The organism is Streptomyces sp. NPDC008317, from assembly GCF_042955955.1.
GTDB lineage: Bacteria > Actinomycetota > Actinomycetes > Streptomycetales > Streptomycetaceae > Actinacidiphila.
In genome coordinates this window covers 128735-147266 of record NZ_JBIBFQ010000010.1, presented here as the reverse complement: position 1 = coordinate 147266, position 18532 = coordinate 128735, and the positions used below count along the sequence as shown (strand labels likewise).

General features: G+C 71.8%; 19 protein-coding genes. 2 read left to right on the top strand and 17 right to left on the bottom strand.

The window, feature by feature from the left end; translation table 11 throughout:
* Window positions 1–74: 74 nt before the first annotated feature.
* Complete coding sequence (locus tag ACFY9V_RS29260) at window positions 75–851, top strand: hypothetical protein (protein ID WP_391049520.1); 777 nt, start codon at window positions 75–77, stop codon at window positions 849–851.
* On the opposite strand, the gene ACFY9V_RS29255 is transcribed toward ACFY9V_RS29260, so the two are convergent.
* From ACFY9V_RS29255 to ACFY9V_RS29240, 4 genes are all read right to left on the bottom strand, one after another.
* Window positions 820–1572 carry a ZIP family metal transporter gene (locus ACFY9V_RS29255; protein WP_355339086.1) on the bottom strand — a complete coding sequence of 251 codons (753 nt, stop codon included), beginning with the start codon at window positions 1570–1572 and terminating at the stop codon, window positions 820–822. The genes ACFY9V_RS29260 and ACFY9V_RS29255 overlap by 32 nt on opposite strands.
* A 55-nt stretch (window positions 1573–1627) precedes the next feature.
* Window positions 1628–2623, bottom strand: a complete 996-nt coding sequence (locus ACFY9V_RS29250; protein ID WP_391163630.1) for a GDSL-type esterase/lipase family protein — start codon at window positions 2621–2623, stop codon at window positions 1628–1630.
* A 20-nt stretch (window positions 2624–2643) separates the two neighbouring features.
* The gene (locus ACFY9V_RS29245; RefSeq protein WP_391163765.1) at window positions 2644–3585 is read right to left on the bottom strand and encodes a cation diffusion facilitator family transporter; all 942 of its coding nucleotides are present in this window, start codon (window positions 3583–3585) and stop codon (window positions 2644–2646) included.
* Between the two features lie 260 nt (window positions 3586–3845).
* Window positions 3846–5720 (bottom strand): transketolase, encoded by a 1875-nt coding sequence (locus tag ACFY9V_RS29240; protein WP_355339077.1) that lies wholly within the window; start codon window positions 5718–5720, stop codon window positions 3846–3848.
* A gap of 284 nt (window positions 5721–6004) precedes the next feature.
* Between ACFY9V_RS29240 and ACFY9V_RS29235 the strand changes: the two genes are divergently transcribed.
* On the top strand, window positions 6005–7651 hold the full coding sequence (locus ACFY9V_RS29235; RefSeq protein WP_391163629.1) for a CocE/NonD family hydrolase: 1647 nt from the start codon (window positions 6005–6007) through the stop codon (window positions 7649–7651).
* A 22-nt stretch (window positions 7652–7673) separates the two neighbouring features.
* On the opposite strand, the gene ACFY9V_RS29230 is transcribed toward ACFY9V_RS29235, so the two are convergent.
* The 13 genes from ACFY9V_RS29230 to ACFY9V_RS29170 form a co-directional block, all read right to left on the bottom strand.
* Window positions 7674–8516, bottom strand: a complete 843-nt coding sequence (locus ACFY9V_RS29230) for an ABC transporter permease subunit (protein ID WP_391163628.1) — start codon at window positions 8514–8516, stop codon at window positions 7674–7676.
* On the bottom strand, window positions 8513–9157 hold the full coding sequence (locus tag ACFY9V_RS29225) for an ABC transporter permease subunit (RefSeq protein ID WP_391049513.1): 645 nt from the start codon (window positions 9155–9157) through the stop codon (window positions 8513–8515). The genes ACFY9V_RS29230 and ACFY9V_RS29225 overlap by 4 nt, the downstream gene beginning before the upstream one ends.
* A 16-nt stretch (window positions 9158–9173) precedes the next feature.
* Window positions 9174–10121 (bottom strand): transporter substrate-binding domain-containing protein, encoded by a 948-nt coding sequence (locus tag ACFY9V_RS29220; RefSeq protein WP_391163627.1) that lies wholly within the window; start codon window positions 10119–10121, stop codon window positions 9174–9176.
* Window positions 10122–10138: 17 nt separating this feature from the next.
* On the bottom strand, window positions 10139–10882 hold the full coding sequence (locus ACFY9V_RS29215) for an amino acid ABC transporter ATP-binding protein (protein ID WP_188285421.1): 744 nt from the start codon (window positions 10880–10882) through the stop codon (window positions 10139–10141).
* An 8-nt stretch (window positions 10883–10890) separates the two neighbouring features.
* Window positions 10891–11142 carry a TfoX/Sxy family DNA transformation protein gene (locus ACFY9V_RS29210; protein ID WP_188285422.1) on the bottom strand — a complete coding sequence of 84 codons (252 nt, stop codon included), beginning with the start codon at window positions 11140–11142 and terminating at the stop codon, window positions 10891–10893.
* A gap of 175 nt (window positions 11143–11317) precedes the next feature.
* The gene (locus ACFY9V_RS29205; protein WP_355339062.1) at window positions 11318–11758 is read right to left on the bottom strand and encodes a DUF6278 family protein; all 441 of its coding nucleotides are present in this window, start codon (window positions 11756–11758) and stop codon (window positions 11318–11320) included.
* A gap of 95 nt (window positions 11759–11853) precedes the next feature.
* On the bottom strand, window positions 11854–12633 hold the full coding sequence (locus ACFY9V_RS29200) for an exodeoxyribonuclease III (RefSeq protein ID WP_355339059.1): 780 nt from the start codon (window positions 12631–12633) through the stop codon (window positions 11854–11856).
* Between the two features lie 49 nt (window positions 12634–12682).
* On the bottom strand, window positions 12683–13315 hold the full coding sequence (locus tag ACFY9V_RS29195) for an MBL fold metallo-hydrolase (RefSeq protein ID WP_391049508.1): 633 nt from the start codon (window positions 13313–13315) through the stop codon (window positions 12683–12685).
* Window positions 13316–13467: 152 nt separating this feature from the next.
* A complete protein-coding gene (locus tag ACFY9V_RS29190; protein WP_391049506.1) occupies window positions 13468–14739 on the bottom strand; it encodes an alpha/beta fold hydrolase in 1272 nt (423 codons plus the stop codon).
* A gap of 121 nt (window positions 14740–14860) precedes the next feature.
* Window positions 14861–15496 carry a hypothetical protein gene (locus ACFY9V_RS29185; protein ID WP_391163626.1) on the bottom strand — a complete coding sequence of 212 codons (636 nt, stop codon included), beginning with the start codon at window positions 15494–15496 and terminating at the stop codon, window positions 14861–14863.
* On the bottom strand, window positions 15493–16632 hold the full coding sequence (locus ACFY9V_RS29180; RefSeq protein WP_355339048.1) for an ROK family glucokinase: 1140 nt from the start codon (window positions 16630–16632) through the stop codon (window positions 15493–15495). Before ACFY9V_RS29180 ends, ACFY9V_RS29185 begins: the two co-directional genes overlap by 4 nt.
* The gene (locus ACFY9V_RS29175) at window positions 16629–17486 is read right to left on the bottom strand and encodes an ATP-binding cassette domain-containing protein (RefSeq protein WP_391163625.1); all 858 of its coding nucleotides are present in this window, start codon (window positions 17484–17486) and stop codon (window positions 16629–16631) included. The genes ACFY9V_RS29180 and ACFY9V_RS29175 overlap by 4 nt, the downstream gene beginning before the upstream one ends.
* Entirely contained in the window at window positions 17483–18517 is a 1035-nt protein-coding gene (locus tag ACFY9V_RS29170) for an ABC transporter permease (RefSeq protein ID WP_391163763.1), read from the bottom strand. Before ACFY9V_RS29170 ends, ACFY9V_RS29175 begins: the two co-directional genes overlap by 4 nt.
* Window positions 18518–18532: the final 15 nt, after the last annotated feature.

The following is an 18532-nucleotide window of genomic DNA, read 5'->3' as shown; positions in this document are numbered from 1 at the left end:
GTAACTTCACCTCTCCTGTCCCGTCAGGACCGCGTATCCCCGCGGTGGGTCGAACACCGCTACGATGCCGCGCCATGAGCGACGACCTCCGCAATCTCGTCCTGGGCCTGGTGGCCCTCGCCATCGGCGCCGCCCTGGGCTGGTTCGCGCGCACCTACCTGCTCAGCCGCAGGCTCCAGCGCAAGCAGCGCTTCTTCGGCCTGCCGAAGGACTCCGAGTGCCTGCTGGTGGTGCCGCGCGACCCCGGCTCGCGGGGCTGGAGCCTGGCCAGGCACGACGCCTTCGCGCTGCTGGAGCTGGCCGCGGTGATCAAGGAGTGCGGGGCGCACGCCGAGGTGCTGGCGCACGACACGGCCTGGCAGGGCTTCGGCGCGCGCACCGAATTCTGCATAGGCGGCCCGGCCGCCAACCTCCGGCTGGCCGCGCATCTGCGCTCGATGCTGCCGGGCGTCGAGATCGACACCGACCCGGCGCCGGGACCCGAGCAGGGCGCGATCAGCGTCGGCGGCGAGACGTACCTGATGGAGAAGGGCGCCGTCGAGTACGTGCTGCTGGCCCGGCTGGCCGCCGCCCGCGACTCGGGCAACGACCGCCCGGTCTTCCTCTCCTCCGGCCAGCGCGGCATCGCCAACCAGGCCGCCGTCCGCTATCTGGCCAGGCACCAGGTGCGGCTGGCCCGCAAGCACGGCGCCGACGCGACCTTCTGCCTGCTGCTGAAGGTGGTCAATTCGCAGGCGTACGGCTCCGACGTGGTGGAGCTGGTCGCGGACGTCACCAAGGCCGCGACGACGGCGCCGAAGGCGCCCAAGGGCGGCAAGGTCATCCCGCCAGACCGATCACCAGCCACATGAGGGACGCTCCGCCGACCGTGCACAGCAGCGTCGAGGTCGACGGGTGCGGGCTGTGCGCCTCGGGGAGGATGTCCGAGGTCGCCAGGTAGAGCAGGAAACCGGCGAAGAAGCCGAGGTAGAGGCCGAGGACACCGGCCGGGATGGTGAAGGCGAGGGTGACCGCGGCGCCCGCCACCGGCGCCAGCGCGTCGGCGCCGAGCAGCAGCCGCGCCCTGCTGTGGTCGTTTCCGTACATCCGGGTGATCGTGTACGTGTTGAAGCCGTCCGCGAAGTCGTGCGAGACGACCGCGATGGCCACCACGATGCCGACGGTGCTGCCCGCCTGGAAGGCCGCGCCGATCGCGAAGCCGTCCATGACGCTGTGCCCGACGAGCGCGGCGCCCGCGGTGAGGCCGATGCCCTTGACCGGGGCGTGGGCGTGCCCGTGGCCGTGCGCGTGCGGCGCGTACTCGCCCTCGTGCGCCCGGTGGATCGCCACCGAGCGCTCGACGATGTGCAGGGCCAGGAAGCCGGCGACGAACATCAGCAGCGCGGCGGGGACGCCGAAGACGTCCCGCGGCTGCATGTCCAGCGCCTCGGGCAGCAGGTCGAAGCCGACGACGCCCAGCATCAGACCGGCCGCGAGGCCGAGGACGAGGTGCCTGCGGTCGCCGATGCGCTGGGCGACGAACCCGCCCACCAAGGTCATCGCGAACGCGCACGCGGCTATCAGGACCGGCATGAGGTCATGATCCATGACGCCCGGCGCGCCCGCGACTCAGGGGTACCCCTGAGCCTTACCGACCGTGACCGGCGCGGTGTCCCGTCCCGACCGTCCTCAGCACCGCCCGGGCCATCGACTGCTCGCCCTTGGCGTTCGGGTGCGCGGGCGCGGCGGGTGACGCCGGGGCCAGCGGCTCGATCCAGCGGTCGGCGGGCGCCTTGCACATGTCGTGCCCGACGGTCGGCTTGTACGTGTCGACGTAGCGCGCCCCGCCGAGCAGCGCCTCGACCCGCAGCATCGCGTTGAGCTTCTTCTCCACGTCCCTCAGATACGGGAAGTCCCCGGCCGCGAAGGGCACGGACGGGAAGCAGCCCACGCCGTCGTCGGGCAGCAGGTCGGGGTAGCCGACCAGGACGACCTCCGCGTGCGGCGCCCTGCTGTGGACCGCGCGCAGCACCTGGGCGATCTTGGGGGCCGTCTTGAGGATGGTCACGGTGAGCTGGTCGACGCCCGTGGCCCGGTAGTGGTCCTTGCACGGGCTGCCCGTGACGTCGGTGACGCTCAGCCCCGCGCAGGTGGCGATGATCGGGCCGAAGCCGACGTCGTTGCCGCCGATCTGCACGGTGACCAGCGTCGTGTCCCGGTGGACGGCGTCGAGCTGCGGGCCGTTGGTGCCCTGCGGCTTCCACATCTCGGCGGTGGTGGCGCCGCCGCAACTCACGTCGGTGAACGACGCGAAGGCGTTCGCGTCGTTCACCAGCGACGGGTAATTGCGGTCGGAGCGCGCGCAGTTGGCGTCGACCTGGGTGGGGATGGCCGGGCCTGAGGTGTACGAGTCCCCGAGCGCGACGTAGTGGACGGCCGGTGCCGGGCGCCCGTGCCAGGGCGGGCGGCCTCCTGAGTGGGCCGCCGCGGGCGAGACGGTGGCGGCGGTGAGCGCGAGCGCCCCGCCGAGGGCCGCGGCCACGGTGACGGCGGTGCGCCTGCCGGACGTCCTGCCCCGTACGCTCCCGGTTTCGGTGTCCTTGTCGCCCGCGGTGCCGTTTCCGTTGCCCAGACCTGCGGCCATCGAGCCCTCCCCTGGTGTCGTCATTGACGATGCTCAGGCTCGGGTGTGCTCGCATCGCTGTCAATGGCCCGTCGCTCCCGCGTCGTTCGGGCTTCACGTTCCGTTCCGGCGTCGGTGATGTCGAGGAACACCCGGTCGGCGGTGGGCCACTTGGCGTGGATGTCGCGCCGGATGCGCAGGCTGACCTCCTCGACCCGCTCGCTGTCCAGGCCGCCCACCAGGTCGATCCTGGCGGCCACCAGCGTGGAGTCCAGGCCGAGCCGCATGGTGAGCAGTTCCTCGACGGTGTCGATCTCCCCCTGCCCCAGGAGCAGTTCGCGGATGCCGTCGCGCAGTTCGGCGTCGACCGAGACGCCGATGAGCTGGTGGTGGGCGGTGCGGCCGAGGGTGAACGCGACGACCATCAGCAGGGCGCCGATCGCCATCGAGGCGATGGCCTCGCCCAGCGCGTTGCCGGTCGTCATGTGGATGACCATGCCGGCGGCGGCGAACAGCACACCGATCACGGCGGTGCTGTCCTCGGCGAGGACCGTCCGCAGCGCCGGGTCGTCGGCGCCCTCGTCGGACCGGCGCGCCTGGACCACCGCCTTGAGCAGCGAAGCGCCCTCGGCGAGCAGCGCGATCAGCAGGACGGCCAGACCCGCCACATATCCGCTGCGGGACTCGTCCTCCGTGCCGCCGAGCGCGTGAATGCCCTGGTAGAAGGAGAAGCAGCCGCCGAGCACGAAGATGCCGACGGCGGCGAGCAGCGACCAGAAGTAGCGCTCCTTGCCGTAGCCGAAGGGGTGGTCGCTGTCGGGCGCGCGGCGGCTGCGGCGCAGCGACAGCAGCAGGAACACCTCGTTGAGGCTGTCCGCCACCGAGTGCGCGGCCTCCGAGAGCAGCGCGGGCGATCCGGAGAAGAGGCCCGCGGCGGTCTTCGCGGCGGCGATCACCAGGTTGGCGCCGAGCGCGACGAGCACCGCTCCCTTGGTGCCCTCGTCGCGCTCGCCGCCGGTGGCGTCCGCGCCGGGCTTCGGCGGTCCGGACGCCGCACGGCCGGTGTCCGTGTCACCGGCGTCCGTACCGCTCGCCTCCGTGCCGCCTGCCGCCGTGTCGCCGGTCTCCGTATCGCCTGCCGCCGTGTCGCCGGTCTCCGTCTCGCCCGTTCCGGTGTGCCCGGAGGGCTCCGGGTCGTCGCCGGTCAGGTCCTGGTCGGTGCTGGTCAGGGTGTGCTCTCCACTCATTCGTGTGTGTGCCCGATCAGCGTCCGGGCCGCGGCGGCGATGGCGTCGGCGTCGATGCCCGCCGCGTGGAGCTGTTCCTCGGGGGTGGCGGAGCCGGGCATGGTGTGGACGGCCAGACGGGTGAGCAGCGGCATCGGGTGACCGTTGCCGAAGGACTCCAGGACCGCGTCGGCCAGGCCGCCCTCGGGGTGGTGGTCCTCGACGGTGACGAAGCGGCCGGTGGCCCGCGCGGCGGCGCGCAGCGCCTGGGTGTCGACGGGCTTGACCGAGTAGAGGTCGAGCACGCGGGCGCGGATGCCGTCGGCGACGAGCCGGTCGGCGGCGGCCAGCGCCTGGTGCAGGGTGACGCCCGCGCCGATGAGGGTGACCTGGTCCTCGGGGTGCTCGCGCAGCAGCTTGCTGCCGCCGATCGGGAAGTCCTCCTCGGGCCCGTAGATCACCGGGGTGGCCCCGCGGGTGGCCCGCAGATAGCCGACGCCGGTGCGGTCGGCCAGCGCGGCGACGAGCTTGGCCGTCTGATTGGCGTCGCACGGATACAGCACGGTGCTGCCGTGCACCGCGCGCATCATCGCCAGGTCCTCCAGCGCCATCTGCGACGGGCCGTCCTCGCCGATCGCGACGCCCGCGTGCGTGCCGACGACGTTGAGGTCCGAGCGGCTGACCGCGGCCATCCGCAGGAAGTCGTGCGCGCGGGTCAGGAACGCGGCGAAGGTGGCCGCGTACGGTGTCCAGCCGCGTACGCCGAAGCCGACCGCGGCCCCGATGAGCTGCTGCTCGGCGATGTAGCACTCCACGTACCGCTCGGGGTGCTCCTTGGAGAACAGCTCGGCCTTGGTGGAGTCGCCGACCTCGCCGTCCAGGACCACGACGTCCTCGCGCCGGGTGCCGAGCGCGGCCAGCGCCTCGCCGAAGGCGGTACGGGTGGCCACGTCCTCGCCGATCCGGTACTCCGGCAGCGCAGCGGACGGGTTCCCGCCGCGCTCGCGCCGCTCGGCGTCCGGCGGACGGCGTACGTGGACCCGCAGGTCGCGTACGCCGCCGAGCTCGCGGATCGCGGCCTCGGCGTCCGGCAGCGGCTTGCCGTGCATGCCCTCGCGGTCCTCGACGGCCGCGACGCCGCGGCCCTTGCGGGTCCTGGCGATGATCGCGGTGGGCGCGCCGCGGTTGGTGCGCGCGGTGGTCATCGCCTCGTCCACGGCGGCGATGTCGTGGCCGTCGATCTCGACGGTGTTCCAGCCGAAGGCGCGGATACGGCGGGTGTAGGCGCCCAGGTCCCAGCCGTGCCGGGTGGGGCCGCGCTGGCCGAGCCGGTTGACGTCGAGGATCGCGGTGAGATTGTCGAGCCCTTCCATGCCGGCGTGCTCGAACGCCTCCCACACCGAGCCCTCGGCCAGCTCGCTGTCCCCGCACAGCACCCAGGTGCGGTACGGCAGGTGCTCCAGGCGCTTGGCGGACATCGCGACGCCGACGCCGATCGGCAGCCCCTGGCCGAGCGATCCGGTGGCGACGTCGACCCAGGGCAGCCGGGGCGTGGGGTGGCCCTCCATGCGGCTGCCGAGCTTCCTGAAGGTCAGCAGTTCCTCGTCGGTGATCGCGCCCGCGGCCTTGTAGGCGGCGTAGAGCAGCGGTGAGGCGTGGCCCTTGGACAGGATCAGGTGGTCGTTGCCGGGGTGGTCGGGGCGGTCGAAGTCGTAGCGCAGATGGCGGGCGAAGAGGACGGCGGCCAGATCGGCCGCGGACATCGACGACGTGGGGTGGCCGGACCCGGCGGCGTCGGCGGCGCGTACCGCGTCCACCCGCAACTGCTGGGCGAGTTCGGTGAGCTCGGCCGTGTCGACCGGTTCGGTGTCGTGCGTGGTGACGTCGTTCATGGCGGCGTCTCTCCCTTCGTGGCGTGGTGGCCGCCTCGTGCCGCCACCCGCTCCCGTGCGTGCCGCTCTTCCTGCTTTCCCCCGCGTTCGGCCGCTGTCCCCCCGCGGTGCGGCTGCCCGGCCCGGGGCCGGACAAACGGGGCGGCGGCGCGGTCTGTCGCGCCCCTGGTGTCGCACCTTCCCCATCAATCGTTACCCGTGCGTAACATGCACGCGAGTTACCTTCGGTAAGTCCGCGTGGTTACTCTCCAGTCACTTCGCATCCGGCGTGTCAGGAGCAGTCCATGAGAGCAACCACAGCGGGTGTCGTCGGCGCGGCGCTGCTCGCCTCCACGGCCCTCGGCCTCGCCCCCGCCGCGACCGCGGCACCCGCCCCCGCCCCCGTACCGAAGGTGTCCGCCGCCGCGGACCCGGCCGCCGCGTCGGCCCTGCGCTTCGTCGACATCCCCGGCTCCGGCGGCATCACCCTCAAGGCGAACGTCTACACCCCCGGCGGCTACGACGGCTCGCAGCGCTACCCCGTCGTCGTCCTGCCCAGCAGTTGGGCGATCAACGACCTGGAGTACCTCGCCCAGGAGAAACTGCTCGCCGACTCCGGCTATGTCGTGGTCAGTTACACCAGCCGCGGCTTCTGGCTCTCCGGCGGCGAGATCGAGACCGCGGGCCCGCCGGACGTCGCCGACGTCTCGAAGGTCATCGACTGGACCCTCGCCAACACCCCGGCGGACCCGGCGCGGATCGGCATGGCCGGTGTCTCGTACGGCGCCGGGATCGGGCTGCTGGGGGCGGCGCACGACCCGCGGATCAAGGCGGTGGCCGCGCTCAGCGGCTGGGCCGACCTCGTCGAGTCGATCTACCAGGGCCGCACCCCGCACCTCCAGGCGGCGGCCCTGCTCGGCGGCTCCGCGTATCTGACCGGCCGCCCCAGCGCCGAACTCCAGTCGATCCTCGCCAATTTCCTCAGCGCGAATCTGGCGTCGGAGGACACCATGATCGCCTGGGCGAAGCTCCGCTCCCCGCTGACCTACGTGGACCGGCTCAACGCCAACCACACCGCCGTCATGCTCGCCAACGCCTGGGGCGACAGCCTCTTCCCGCCCAACCAGTACGCGGACTTCTACGAGAGGCTGACCGGCCCCAAGCGGCTGGAGTTCCGGCCCGGCGACCACGCCACGGCGGAGGCGACCGGACTGCTCGGGCTGCCCAACGACACCTGGACCGACGCCCGCGCCTGGCTCGACCACTATCTGAAGGGCACCGACAACGGGATCGACCGCCAGCCGCCGGTCCAGCTCACCTCCCGCTCCACCGGGGCCTACGAGGGGTACGCCGACTGGTCCTCGGTGCCGTCGCGGACCGAGAAGCTGGCGCTGGGCGCCAAGGGCGCGCGCACCGGGGCGCTCGGCGGCGACGCGGGCACCGGCTGGCACACCACGATCGGCACCGGCGTGGACTCCGGCGCAGACGGCGGCGTCATCTTCCTGTCCAGCCTGCTCGACCAGTTCGCCAAGGCCCCGCCCACCGCGTCGATCCCGCTGCTGCCGCGCGCCTTCGCCGGGGTGTGGCAGTCGCAGCCGTACGCCACCGCCCAGCACGTGCGCGGCACGAGCGTGCTGCACACCACGCTCACCCCGTCCGCGGCCAACGGCACGGTGATCGCGTACCTCTACGACGTGGACGCGCTCGGCACCGGCAAGCTCGTCGCGCACGCGCCGTACACCTGGATCGGGAAGACGCCGGGGAAGGCGTTCGGCACCGACATCGCGCTCCAGGCGACGGCGTACGACGTACCGGCCGGGCACCGGCTCGCGCTGGTCGTCGACACCGTCGACCCGCTCTACATCGGGGAGAATCCGGCGTTCGCGACGGTGGGCTTCTCCTCCCCGGCCGGCGACCCCTCGACACTGTCGGTCCCGTTCGACGACAGGTGAACCGCTGAGCGGGACGTCGGGCTCAGATCTCCGGCGGTGTGGCGACCGTGACCGGCACGTCCTTGACCTTGGGGCTGTGCCGTTCACGGCGCGCCAGCCAGTTGGCGAACCACGACAGCAGCATGCACATGCCGATGTAGATCGGCGCGATCACCATCACGACCGGGATGAAGGGCAGGTCGTAGTCGAGGTTGGTGGCGATCAGCTTGCCCGCGTACAGGAACTCCTCGTAGGTGATGAGGTAACCGAGCGAGGTGTCCTTGAGGGCCACCACGAGCTGGCTGACGATCGCGGGCAGCATCGCGCGGGCCGCCTGCGGCACCAGCACCTGCGCCATCACCTGCGTCTTGCGCATGCCGAGCGCGAAGGCGGCCTCGCCCTGGCCGCGCGGCACGGAGTTGACACCGGCCCTGAACACCTCGGCGAGCACCGAGCCGTTGTACAGCGTCAGGCCGATGACCAGGGCCGTCATCGGCTCCAGCTTGAGGGCGATGAAGATGAAGAAGATCATCACCAGCAGCGGCATCGCGCGGAAGAACTCCACCACCAGCGTGCTGAACCAGCGCACCGGCCGGTGGTCCGAGAGCCGTCCGGCGGCGAAGACCGCGCCGAAGACCAGCGAGAGGACCGCCGCCCAGGCGAACGCCTTCAGCGTGTTGGCCAGGCCCTTGAGCAACAGCCGCTGGATGCCCGCGTAGGCGAAGGGCCGCCACTTCACGGCGGAGAACTGCCCGGTGTCCACCAGCTTGTAGACGACGAAGCCGACCAGCGCCGCGAGCACCGCCGTGGTGAGCCACGCGTACAGCCGGTGCCTGGCCAGCGCCTTGGGCCCCGGAATGTCGTACAGCGCGCTGCTCTCGCTCATCGCGCGACCCCCAGCTTCCGCTCCAGCACGGTGAAGACCGCGCTGATGGTCAACGTGACGATCAGATAGCCGACGGCGATCCAGACGAAGGTCCACACGATGCTGTAGCCCAGTTCGTTGAGCGGCTTGTACGTGCCGAGCAGTTCGGTGACCGAGAAGGACCCGGCGATGGCGGAGTTCTTGGCCAGAGCGATCAGCGTGGAGCCGATCGGCGAGATCACCGCGCGGGCGGCCTGCGGCAGCACCACCAGGCTCAGCGTCTGCGTGAAGGTCATGCCCAGGCTGCGGGCCGCCTCGCCCTGGCCGAGCGGCACGGTGTTGATCCCGGCCCTGACCGCCTCGCAGATGAACGCCGAGGTGTACGCGCCCAGCGCCAGGATCGCGAACACCCGGAAGGGCAGCACGAGTCCGAAGCGCGGCAGGCCGAGCAGCACCGCGAAGAACAGCAGCGTCAGCGGGGTGTTGCGCAGCACCGTCACCCAGGCGGTGCCGAACGCCCGGAGCGCTTTGACGGGCGACACCCGGAATCCGGCGACGATCACCCCGACGACCAGCGAGAGCGCCCCGGCGAGCAGGGTGAGCTGGACGGTGCCCCACAGGCCCTTGCCGAAGAGCGAGTAGTTGTCGGTCAGGACGTTCACGCGGTGTGTCTCCCCCTCAGTACCGGTCGACCGGCGGCGGTACGGGCGCCGGGACCCCGGACAGACCCAGCGTCGCCGCGTACGCCTTCTTCCAGTCGCCGTCGCGCTCGTGCGCCACGATCGCGTCGTCCAGCGCGCCCCGCAGCGCCGTGTCGCCCTTGGCCAGTCCGATGCCGTACGGCTCCTTCGAGAACGGCTTGCCGACCAGCTTCATCTCGTTCGGCGCCTTGGCCGCGTAGCCCAGCAGGATCGAGTCGTCGGTGGTGACCGCGTCGACCTGGTAGGTCAGCAGATTGTCCACGCACACCGAGTACGTGTCGTACGTGACCGGCGTGGCGTCGGGGTAGTCGCGCTCGATCCGCTGGATCGGGGTGGAACCGGCCGCCGAGCAGACCTTCTTGCCCTTCAGGTCCTGCGGCCCGTTGATGTCCTTCTCGTCCTTGCGCACCAGCAGGCCCTGCCCGGCCATGTAGTACGGGCCCGCGAAGCCGACCTGCTTCTTGCGCAGCGCGTTGATGGTGTACGTGCCGACGTAGTAGTCGATCTGGCCGTTGCTCAGGGCGGTCTCCCGGTTGGCGGAGGCGATCGGCTTGTACTGCACGCGGTCGGCCGCGAACCCGAGCGAGACGGCCATCATCTTGGCGATCTCGATGTCGAAACCGGAGTACGTGCCGGTGGCCGGGTCGCGCTCGCCGAGATACGGCTGGTCGTCCTTGACGCCGACCACGAGCCTGCCGCGCCGGTGGGCGGCCGACCAGGTGGCGGAGGCGGGCAGCGAGAAGTCGCGGTTGACCCGGTAGGCGGGCAGGGCGTCGGCGCGGGGGCCCTTGGCGGGCGGGCTGCCCTGCTTGCCGCAGCCGGTCACAGCGGTCAGCGCGGCCAGCCCGGTCACCGCGGCCAGCGCCGCGAGACGGGCCACGGCCGCCGGGCGCGCCGGGCGGGCGGGCCGGTGAGTGCGTCGCATGGCGGTCCAGGTGCTGATCAGTGGTGCAGGATCTTGGAGAGGAAGTCCTTGGCGCGCTCGCTGCGCGGCGCGGTGAAGAACTCCTCCGGCACCCGGTCCTCGACGATCCGGCCGTCCGCCATGAAGACCACCCGGTGCGCGGCGGACCGGGCGAAGCCCATCTCGTGGGTGACCACGACCATGGTCATGCCCTCCTCGGCGAGCTGCCGCATCACTTCCAGCACCTCGTTGATCATCTCGGGGTCGAGGGCCGAGGTGGGCTCGTCGAAGAGCATCGCCTTGGGGTTCATGGCCAGTGCGCGGGCGATGGCCACCCGCTGCTGCTGGCCGCCGGACATCTGCGCGGGGAACTTGTCCTCGTGCCCCACCAGGCCCACCCGGTCCAGCAGTTCGCGGGCCTGCCGCTCCGACTCGGCCTTGCCCCGGCCGCGCACCTTGACCGGCGCGAGCATCACGTTCTGCAGGACGGTCTTGTGCGCGAAGAGGTTGAAGGACTGGAAGACCATGCCGACATCGGCGCGGAGCCGGGCCAGCTCGCGGCCCTCGGCGGGCAGCGGCACGCCGTCGATGGTGATCGTGCCCGACTCCACGGGTTCGAGGCGGTTGATGGCCCGGCACAGCGTGGACTTCCCGGAACCCGAGGGACCGATGATCACGACGACCTCGCCGCGGCCGATGGTCAGATCGATGTCCTTGAGCACGTGCAGCGGGCCGAAGTGCTTGTTGACTCCGCGCAGGACGATCAGGGGTTCCCGGGTCATCCGCGCGCTCAGCCCAGCACGCGATGGACGAGGGTGTCGCGTTCGGTCTGCGGGATCGCGGTCCAGCGCATGCCGCGCAGCGCGCCCTCCAGCGCGAGCAGCGTGTGCGTGCAGGCGTCTTCCGGCAGTTCGGGCCGGATCTTCTCGAAGGCGCGGCCGGAGCCCAGCCGTCGCAGTTCGCCCGCGTCGTCGACGCCCGCGCGGCGCAGGCGGTCGGCCAGGACCGACCCGATGTTCGGGAGCTGCTGAAGGGAGTCCACGTCGTGCCTCCGGTACCGAGCTGGTGGGGACTGGTGCGAAAAGGGGGACCTTCGGCGCCATCATGCACGTCCTCTAGTGCCCTGCGCGGCCATCGCGTGGTGACACGCCCTGGACCGCACCCCACTGTGTGGTGATGACCACTGGATCGGGTGACAGCCGCACCGCCGTACGGGCTCAGTCTTCCGACGACTCCGCGAGCACCTGGGACAGTTCGGGGCTGCCGCTCTCGGCCCAGGCGTGGCCGATCGCCACGGTGTCGATCTCGCGGCCGGACGCGAGCCGCACCACGGGCTGGCCGTTGGGCAGGATCTCCCACGCCGCGTCGGGGACCGTGAGCACCATGACGGTGCCGAGGTAGAGACCCGCGTCGTTGCCGAGGTCCGACAGCACCTCTTCGTCGTCCCGCCAGCTCGGCGCCAACTGGTCGAGGGCGGCGAGCGATTCGGGGGTGTCGTCCAGGTCCACCCCGTCGTCGGCGGCGCGGGCGCGCAGCAGTTCGCACTCGCCGAGCAGTTCCGCGACGCCGGTCGCGTCGGGGGCGCCGTCGGTGTACACGGCGAAACCGCGGGCGACGCCGTGTCTTCTGCGCCACTTGCCGATCAGGGGGATGTCCATGCGGTCAGCGTCGCACCTGCCGTGCCGCCGCGACCACAGGCGCGCGTGCCGGGACCGGCCGCCGGAGCGCCCCCGCGCGCCGCGGCGGCCCCCGGTCAGACCTCCAGGTCCACCACGACCGGCGCGTGGTCGGAGGCGCCCTTGCCCTTGCGCTCCTCGCGGTCCACGTACGCGTCGCCGACGGCCTTGGCGAACGGCTCGTTCCCGTACACCAGGTCGATCCGCATCCCGCGGTTCTTGGGGAAGGCGAGCTGCCGGTAATCCCAGTACGTGTACGGGCGGTCGTACTTCAGCGGGCGCGGCATCACATCGGTGAGGCCGGTCTCGCGCAGGGCGGCCAGCGCGGCGCGCTCGGGGGCGGTGACATGCGTCTGGCCCTCGAAGACCGACAGGTCCCACACGTCCTCGTCCACCGGCGCGACGTTGAAGTCGCCGAGCACCGCGAAGGGCCGCGGACCGGCCGCGTCCTGCGCGACGGCGGCGCGCAGCGCCTCGAACCACTGGAGCTTGTACGCGTAGTGCGGGTGGTCGACCTCACGGCCGTTGGGCACGTAGACCGACCAGAGACGGACCGCGCCGCAGGTCGCGGAGACCGAACGCGGCTCGTGCACGCCCTCCCAGTCGGGTCCGCCGGGCAGGCCCTCGACCACGTCCTCCAGGCCCACGCGGGAGACCAGCGCCACCCCGTTCCACCTGCCGGTGGCGTGCACCGCCGACTCGTACCCCAGCTCGCGCAGCTCGTCGCGCGGGAACTGCTCGGCGGTGCACTTGGTCTCCTGGAGGCACAGGACGTCGGTGCCGCTGCTCTCCAGCCAGGCGAGCAGCCGCGGAAGGCGGGCGGTGATCGAGTTGATGTTCCAGGTCGCGATGCGCATGCTCCCCAACCTAACCGGTGGGTCCGACAGTGACCCGGTGGCGGCGCTGCTACGCCTGCGTGCTGTCGCCGGGCGCCAGCCGTACGTGGTCGGCGCCGCCGAGGCCGCCGATCTGCGTGTCGTAGATCGGCCGGGCCAGGTCGGTCAGCAGCGCGTCGTGCACGTCGATGGCGCGGCGCGGCTTGACCTCGCGGACGTAGTCGATGACCTCGGAGATCTTGCTCCAGGGGGCCTGCACGGGCAGCAGCAAGGTGTCCACGGCGGTGCCGGGCAGGGTCAGGGCGTCACCGGGGTGGAAGAGCGAACCGTCGATCAGGTAGCCGACGTTGGTGATCCGCGGGATGTCCGGGTGGATCACGGCGTGCAGCTCGCCGTGCACCTGGACGTCGAAGCCCGCGGCGGTGAAGGTGTCGCCGTCGCCGACGGTGTGCACGCGGCCGGGGAAGGCCGCGGAGACCTCGTCGGCCACCGCGCGCAGGGTCCACAGCTCCGCGCCCGGATTGGCTTCGAGCCCGGCGCGCAGCCGGTCGGCGTTGAAGTGGTCCAGGTGCTCGTGCGTGACCAGGATGACGTCGGCGCCGACCGCCGCGTCCTCCTCGCTGAAGGTGCCCGGATCGATGACGAGCGTGCGCCCGTCCTTCTCCAGCCGGATGCAGGCGTGGCGCTTCTTCGTGAGCTTCACAGGGTCCGTCCTCGGCAGCGCGTTCTGGCTTCTCTGGTACTCGGGTGCTGGGGTTCTCGGATGCTGGGTTCTCGGATGCTGGGCGTTTCGGATGCTGGATCTTCGGATGCTGGGTCTTCGTGCTGGGCGTTTTCCGGTACGCCTCCATCTTGCTACGGGTGCGCCCCGGTCTCCTGCCGGATCACCGTACGCGCGGTGTCCACCGCGGCCCTGGCGGCGGGCAGGCCGCAGTAGAGCGCGGTGTGCAGCAGGACCTCCTCGATCTCCGCCGGGGTCAGGCCGTTGCGCAGCGCCGCCCTGGTGTGGTCGGCCAGCTCCTCCAGCCTGCCGGTGGCGGTCAGCGCGGTCAGCGTCACGCAGCTCCTGGTCCGCCGGTCGAGGCCGGGCCGCGACCAGACCTCGCCCCAGGCGTAGCGGGTCAGGAAGCTGTCGAAGTCGGCGCCGAAGTCCTCCGCGCGGGCCAGCGCCTGGTCGACCTCCGCGTCACCGATCACCTCGCGCCGTATCCGCAGCCCTTCCTCGTACGTGTCGGGCGCCACCGCGGCGGGCGGCGCGGCGACGGCCTGCGGCGGTACGACGGGGGCCGGGGGTACGGCGACGGAGCCGGTCGACACGGACACCGGCTCGGTCCACACGCTGCCGAAGTGCGTCGCCAGCAGGTCGCCGACGGCCACGGGCTCCTCGACGGGCGCCAGGTGGCCGGTGGCCGGGACGACCGCGAGCCGGGCGTCCGGTATTCCGGCGACCAGCAGCCGGGCGTCGGCGGGCGGGGTCTCGGTGTCGTCGGCGCCCGCCACCACCAGCGTCGGCACCTTGATGCTGCCGAGCGCGTCCCGGATGTCGAAGGCGGCCAGCGCCTCGCACCCGGCGATGTAGCAGTCCGCGTCGGTGGTCCTGACCATCTGCACGGCCCAGTCGGTGATCGCGGGCTGGGTGGCGAGGAAGGGGCCGGTGAACCAGCGCTCGGGGCTGGCCAGCGCCGTGCGGTCCAGGCCGTTGGCGCGGACCACGACGCCGCGCTGCCGCCACACGTCGGCGGTGGCGTACCGCGCGGCGGCCGAGACCAGGGCGAGCGCGGCGACCCGGTCGGGGCGCAGCAGCGCGAGCCGGGCGCCGATGGCGGCGCCGAGCGAGCAGCCCGCGTAGCCGAAGGTGTCGACGCCCTCGTCGTCCAGGACGGCGAGCAGCCGGGCGGCCAGGTCGTCGACCGAGGCCGCGGGATGCGCGGGCGCGCCGCCGTGGCCCGGCAGCTCGTAGCGCAGCACCCGCCACTGCTCGGTGAGCGCCGGGAGCTGCCGGTCCCACATGTGCCAGGTGGCGCCGAGGGCTGGGCCCAGGATCAGGACGGGGGCGTCGGCCGGGCCGTCGAAGCGGTGCTGAAGGGGGGGCCGCGGGTCCAGATCGCCGTCGGTCGAGTCGCTCATCGCCTCACGCTACCGAGTGGAGTGTGTGCTTCCGAAATCCGAGTGGCCCGCTTCCGCGGGCCCGCGAGGACTGTCATGGGCCATCGTTGTCATCGCCCCTGACATCGGCGCCCCGCCGCCGTCATCCCTTGAAGCCGTGCCGGAAGTTGACGGTGGAGACCGCGTACACCGTGGGGACGTCCGGGTCGGTGAGGTCCACCACGATGTTGCGGTCCGGTTTGTCGCCGGCCTGGTGCATGCTGATGCCCACATACGTGCGGCCGGTGAGGAAGTCCCAGCCCGCCGTCCTGGCCTGCGCGGCGGTGATCGCGTCCTTGCCCCCGCGCAGCACGTTCCGGGCGCTGCCGACCTGCGCGAGGAAGGTGTCCAGGCCGCCGGAGGTGGTGGTGAACTGGACGTACAGCGCGCTGGTGTCCCAGGAGTTGGTCTCCAGGTAGCCGGGGCCCGTGGTGCCGTCGGGGAAGGGCAGTTGGTATATCTGCCGCTGGAGGATGGTCGGAACGGCCAGCTCCAGATGGCTGAGGGCCGCCTCCTTCTGCTTGGTGACCCCGCTGTCCCGGCTCTGCTCGGCGGAGATCAGCACGTACCCGATCGGTACGAGGACGAGCAGCGGGACGACGGTCCAGCGGACCCAGCGCGGCGGGTTCCGCGGCGGCGGTGCGAGCCGCGCCCGGCCCGCGTCGCCGTCCGCGGGCGGTCCCCCGTCGGGCTCGGGGCCCGGCTCCAGGGTGTCCTGGTCGAAGGGTGTGGTGGTCACGACTGGGCTCCCTGCCGTCCGTAGACGCGGCCGTAGCGTTCGTACCGCTCGACGCGGCGGCGGGTGGCGCGGCGGAAGCGGCGGGCGACCAGCCGGGCCAGGTCGGCGGCGCCGACCATACCGGCCTCGGGGCCCAGCTCGGCCTTGGCGATCCGCGCCTCCGGCCGGTAGCCGCGGCCGGTGAGATTGCGCCGGAAGGCGTCCCTGGCCGGGTTGATCAGCAGGTCGTCGGCGGCGCTGACGCCGCCGCCGATGACGAAGCAGGACGGGTCGAGGGCGGCGGCGAGGTTGGCGATGCCGATGCCCAGCCACTGGCCGATGTCCTGGAACAGCTCGACGCACATCGCGTCGCCCTCGCGGGCCAGCTCGGTGATCAGCGGTCCGGTGATCTCGCTGATGCTGCCGCCGACCCGGTCGATGATCCCGTAGGCGACCGGGGAATCCGCGGCGGCCATCTCGCGGGCCTCCCTGACCAGCGCGTTCCCCGAGCTGTACTGCTCCCAGCAGCCGCGGTTGCCGCAGGCGCAGCGGTGACCGCCCTGCACCACCTGCATATGGCCGAACTCGCCCGCGACGCCGTAGCGGCCCCTCTTGACCTGGCCGTCCTCCAGGATCGCGCCGCCGATGCCGGTGCCGAGGGTGATCATCACCAGGTCGGCCTCGCCGCGCCCGGCGCCGAAGCGCCACTCGGCCCAGGCCGCGGTGTTCGCGTCGTTGTCGACCATGACGGGGACCAGCAGGCGCTCGGCGAGCCGGTCGCGCAGCGGCTCGTCGCGCCAGGACAGGTGCGGGGCGAAGAGCACCCGCGAGCGGTCGGCGTCGACCCAGCCCGCCGCCCCGATGCCGACCGCGTGCACGTCGTGCCGCTCCGACAGGTCCAGGACCAGCTCGACGATGGTGTCCTCGACGACCTTGGGGCTCTTGGACTTGTCGGGCGTCTCGGTGCGGATCTTCTCCAGGATGACCCCGTCCGCGTCGACCACCCCGGCCATCACCTTGGTGCCGCCGATGTCGATACCGACGGTGGGGACGCGGGGCGCGGTCAGATGCGAGCGCCTCTCGCGGCGGCCGACGGTCTGGAGCACCGTCGCCCTGGCGGCGCCGCCGCGGTACACACGTTCACGATTGGCACTCAAGCGGAGGTCTCCGGGTCGGTCGCCGGTGGTGTGGTGGTCGTCCGGCGCATCAGTTCGTGGGTCAGCTCGTCCAGCTCGCTGCCCCCGGCCATCTCTCGGGTCAGCTCGTCCAGCGTAATGTCCTTCTTCAGGTGGCTGCCCGACATCGCGCCTCGCTTGAGCAGAATGAACCGGTCACCGACCAGATACGCGTGGTGCGGATTGTGCGTGATGAGTACCACACCGAGCCCCGCGTCGCGCGCGGCGGCCACGTATTTCAGCACCACACCCGACTGCTTGACGCCGAGGGCGGCCGTCGGCTCGTCCAGGACCAGCACCTTCGCGCCGAAGTGCACGGCGCGGGCGATGGCCACGCACTGGCGCTCGCCGCCGGACAGGGTGCCGATCGGCTGGTCGACGTCGCGCAGGTCGATGCCCATCCGCAGCAGCGCCTGGTGGGTGGTGGCGCGCATGGCGGCCACGTCGAGCCTGCGCAGCGGGCCGCGGCCGAGGGTGGGCTCGGAGCCGAGGAAGAAATTCCGCCAGACCGGCATCAGGGGGACCACCGCCAGGTCCTGGTAGACGGTGGCGATGCCGCGGTCGAGCGCCTCGCGCGGCGAGCTGTGCCGTACGTCCTCGCCCTCGATGGCGTAGCGGCCCGTGTCGTGCTGGTGCAGCCCGGCGATGATCTTGATGAGGGTGGACTTGCCCGCGCCGTTGTCGCCGAGGACGCAGGTGATCTCGCCCGCGCGCACTTCGAGGGAGACGTCCCGCAGCGCGCGGACGTTCCCGTACGACTTGGAGACGTCGGTCAGCTCGACCAGCGGGGCGCCGGCGGGCGCGGGGACCTTGTCGAGGACGGGTTCTGCGCTCATGCCGCGGCCTCCGCCCGCTTGCGGACCCAGGCGTTCAGCAGCGTCGCGAGCAGCAGCATCGCGCCGAGGAAGAACTTGAACCAGTCCGGATTCCACTGGGCGTACACGATGCCCTTGTTGGTCATGCCGAAGATGAACGCGCCGACCGCCGAGCCGATGGCGCTGCCGTATCCGCCGGTCATCAGGCAGCCGCCGATGACGGCCGCGATGATGTACAGGAATTCGTTGCCGACGCCCTCGCCCGACTGCACCACGTCGAACGAGAACAGCAGGTGCTGTCCCGAGATCCAGGCGCAGAAGGCGACCGCCATGTACAGGCCGATCTTGGTACGGGCGACGGGGACGCCGACCGCGCGGGCCGCGTCCGCGTTGCCGCCCGCGGCGAAGATCCAGTTCCCCGCGCGGGTGCGCAGCAGCACCCAGGTGGCCACGGCGACCAGGCCGAGCCACCACAAGATGGTGACCTGGAGGTCGACGGAGCCGATCGTCCAGTGCGAGGCGAACAGGTCGCGGGCGGTCGGGAAGCCCTCCATGTCGGCGATCGTCTTGGTGGAGACGGTGCCGCTGATGAGCTTGGTGAAGCCCAGATTGAGGCCGGTGAGCATCAGGAAGGTGCCCAGCGTGATGATGAAGCTGGGCAGTTTGGTGCGCACGAGCAGGATGCCGTTGAAGAAGCCGATGGCGAGGGTGACCAGCAGCGACACCCCGACGCCGACCCAGACGTTCGCGGTCATCTGGTAGCTGAACATCGAGGAGACCAGCGCGGAGCTGGTCACCAGGACACCGGCCGACAGGTCGAACTCGCCGCCGATCATCAGCAGCGCCACGGGGACGGCCATGATGCCGATCGTGGAGGACGCGTACAGCACCGTGCCGAGGCTGGACGCCCGCAGGAAGGCGTCGGCGACGACGGAGAAGAAGACGAAGACGGCGACCGCGCCGACGACGGAGCCCAGCTCGGGCCTGGCCAGCAGGGCGCGCACGACGGATCTCGGCGCCAGCCGCTCGTCGTCCACCGGGCTCACCAGCAGGTCGGGGGCGCCGCC

Bases quoted from the DNA above. Each gene is read 5' to 3' on its own strand.
- ACFY9V_RS29200 (WP_355339059.1), bottom strand. From the start codon at position 12,633: ATGCGCATCGCGACCTGGAACATCAACTCGATCACCGCCCGCCTTCCG.
- ACFY9V_RS29230 (WP_391163628.1), bottom strand. From the start codon at position 8,516: ATGAGCGAGAGCAGCGCGCTGTACGACATTCCGGGGCCCAAGGCGCTG.
- ACFY9V_RS29220 (WP_391163627.1), bottom strand. From the start codon at position 10,121: ATGCGACGCACTCACCGGCCCGCCCGCCCGGCGCGCCCGGCGGCCGTG.
- ACFY9V_RS29260 (WP_391049520.1), top strand. From the start codon at position 75: ATGAGCGACGACCTCCGCAATCTCGTCCTGGGCCTGGTGGCCCTCGCC.
- ACFY9V_RS29190 (WP_391049506.1), bottom strand. From the start codon at position 14,739: ATGAGCGACTCGACCGACGGCGATCTGGACCCGCGGCCCCCCCTTCAG.
- ACFY9V_RS29255 (WP_355339086.1), bottom strand. From the start codon at position 1,572: ATGCCGGTCCTGATAGCCGCGTGCGCGTTCGCGATGACCTTGGTGGGC.
- ACFY9V_RS29205 (WP_355339062.1), bottom strand. From the start codon at position 11,758: ATGGACATCCCCCTGATCGGCAAGTGGCGCAGAAGACACGGCGTCGCC.
- ACFY9V_RS29235 (WP_391163629.1), top strand. From the start codon at position 6,005: ATGAGAGCAACCACAGCGGGTGTCGTCGGCGCGGCGCTGCTCGCCTCC.
- ACFY9V_RS29240 (WP_355339077.1), bottom strand. From the start codon at position 5,720: ATGAACGACGTCACCACGCACGACACCGAACCGGTCGACACGGCCGAG.
- ACFY9V_RS29250 (WP_391163630.1), bottom strand. From the start codon at position 2,623: ATGGCCGCAGGTCTGGGCAACGGAAACGGCACCGCGGGCGACAAGGAC.
- ACFY9V_RS29215 (WP_188285421.1), bottom strand. From the start codon at position 10,882: ATGACCCGGGAACCCCTGATCGTCCTGCGCGGAGTCAACAAGCACTTC.
- ACFY9V_RS29175 (WP_391163625.1), bottom strand. From the start codon at position 17,486: ATGAGCGCAGAACCCGTCCTCGACAAGGTCCCCGCGCCCGCCGGCGCC.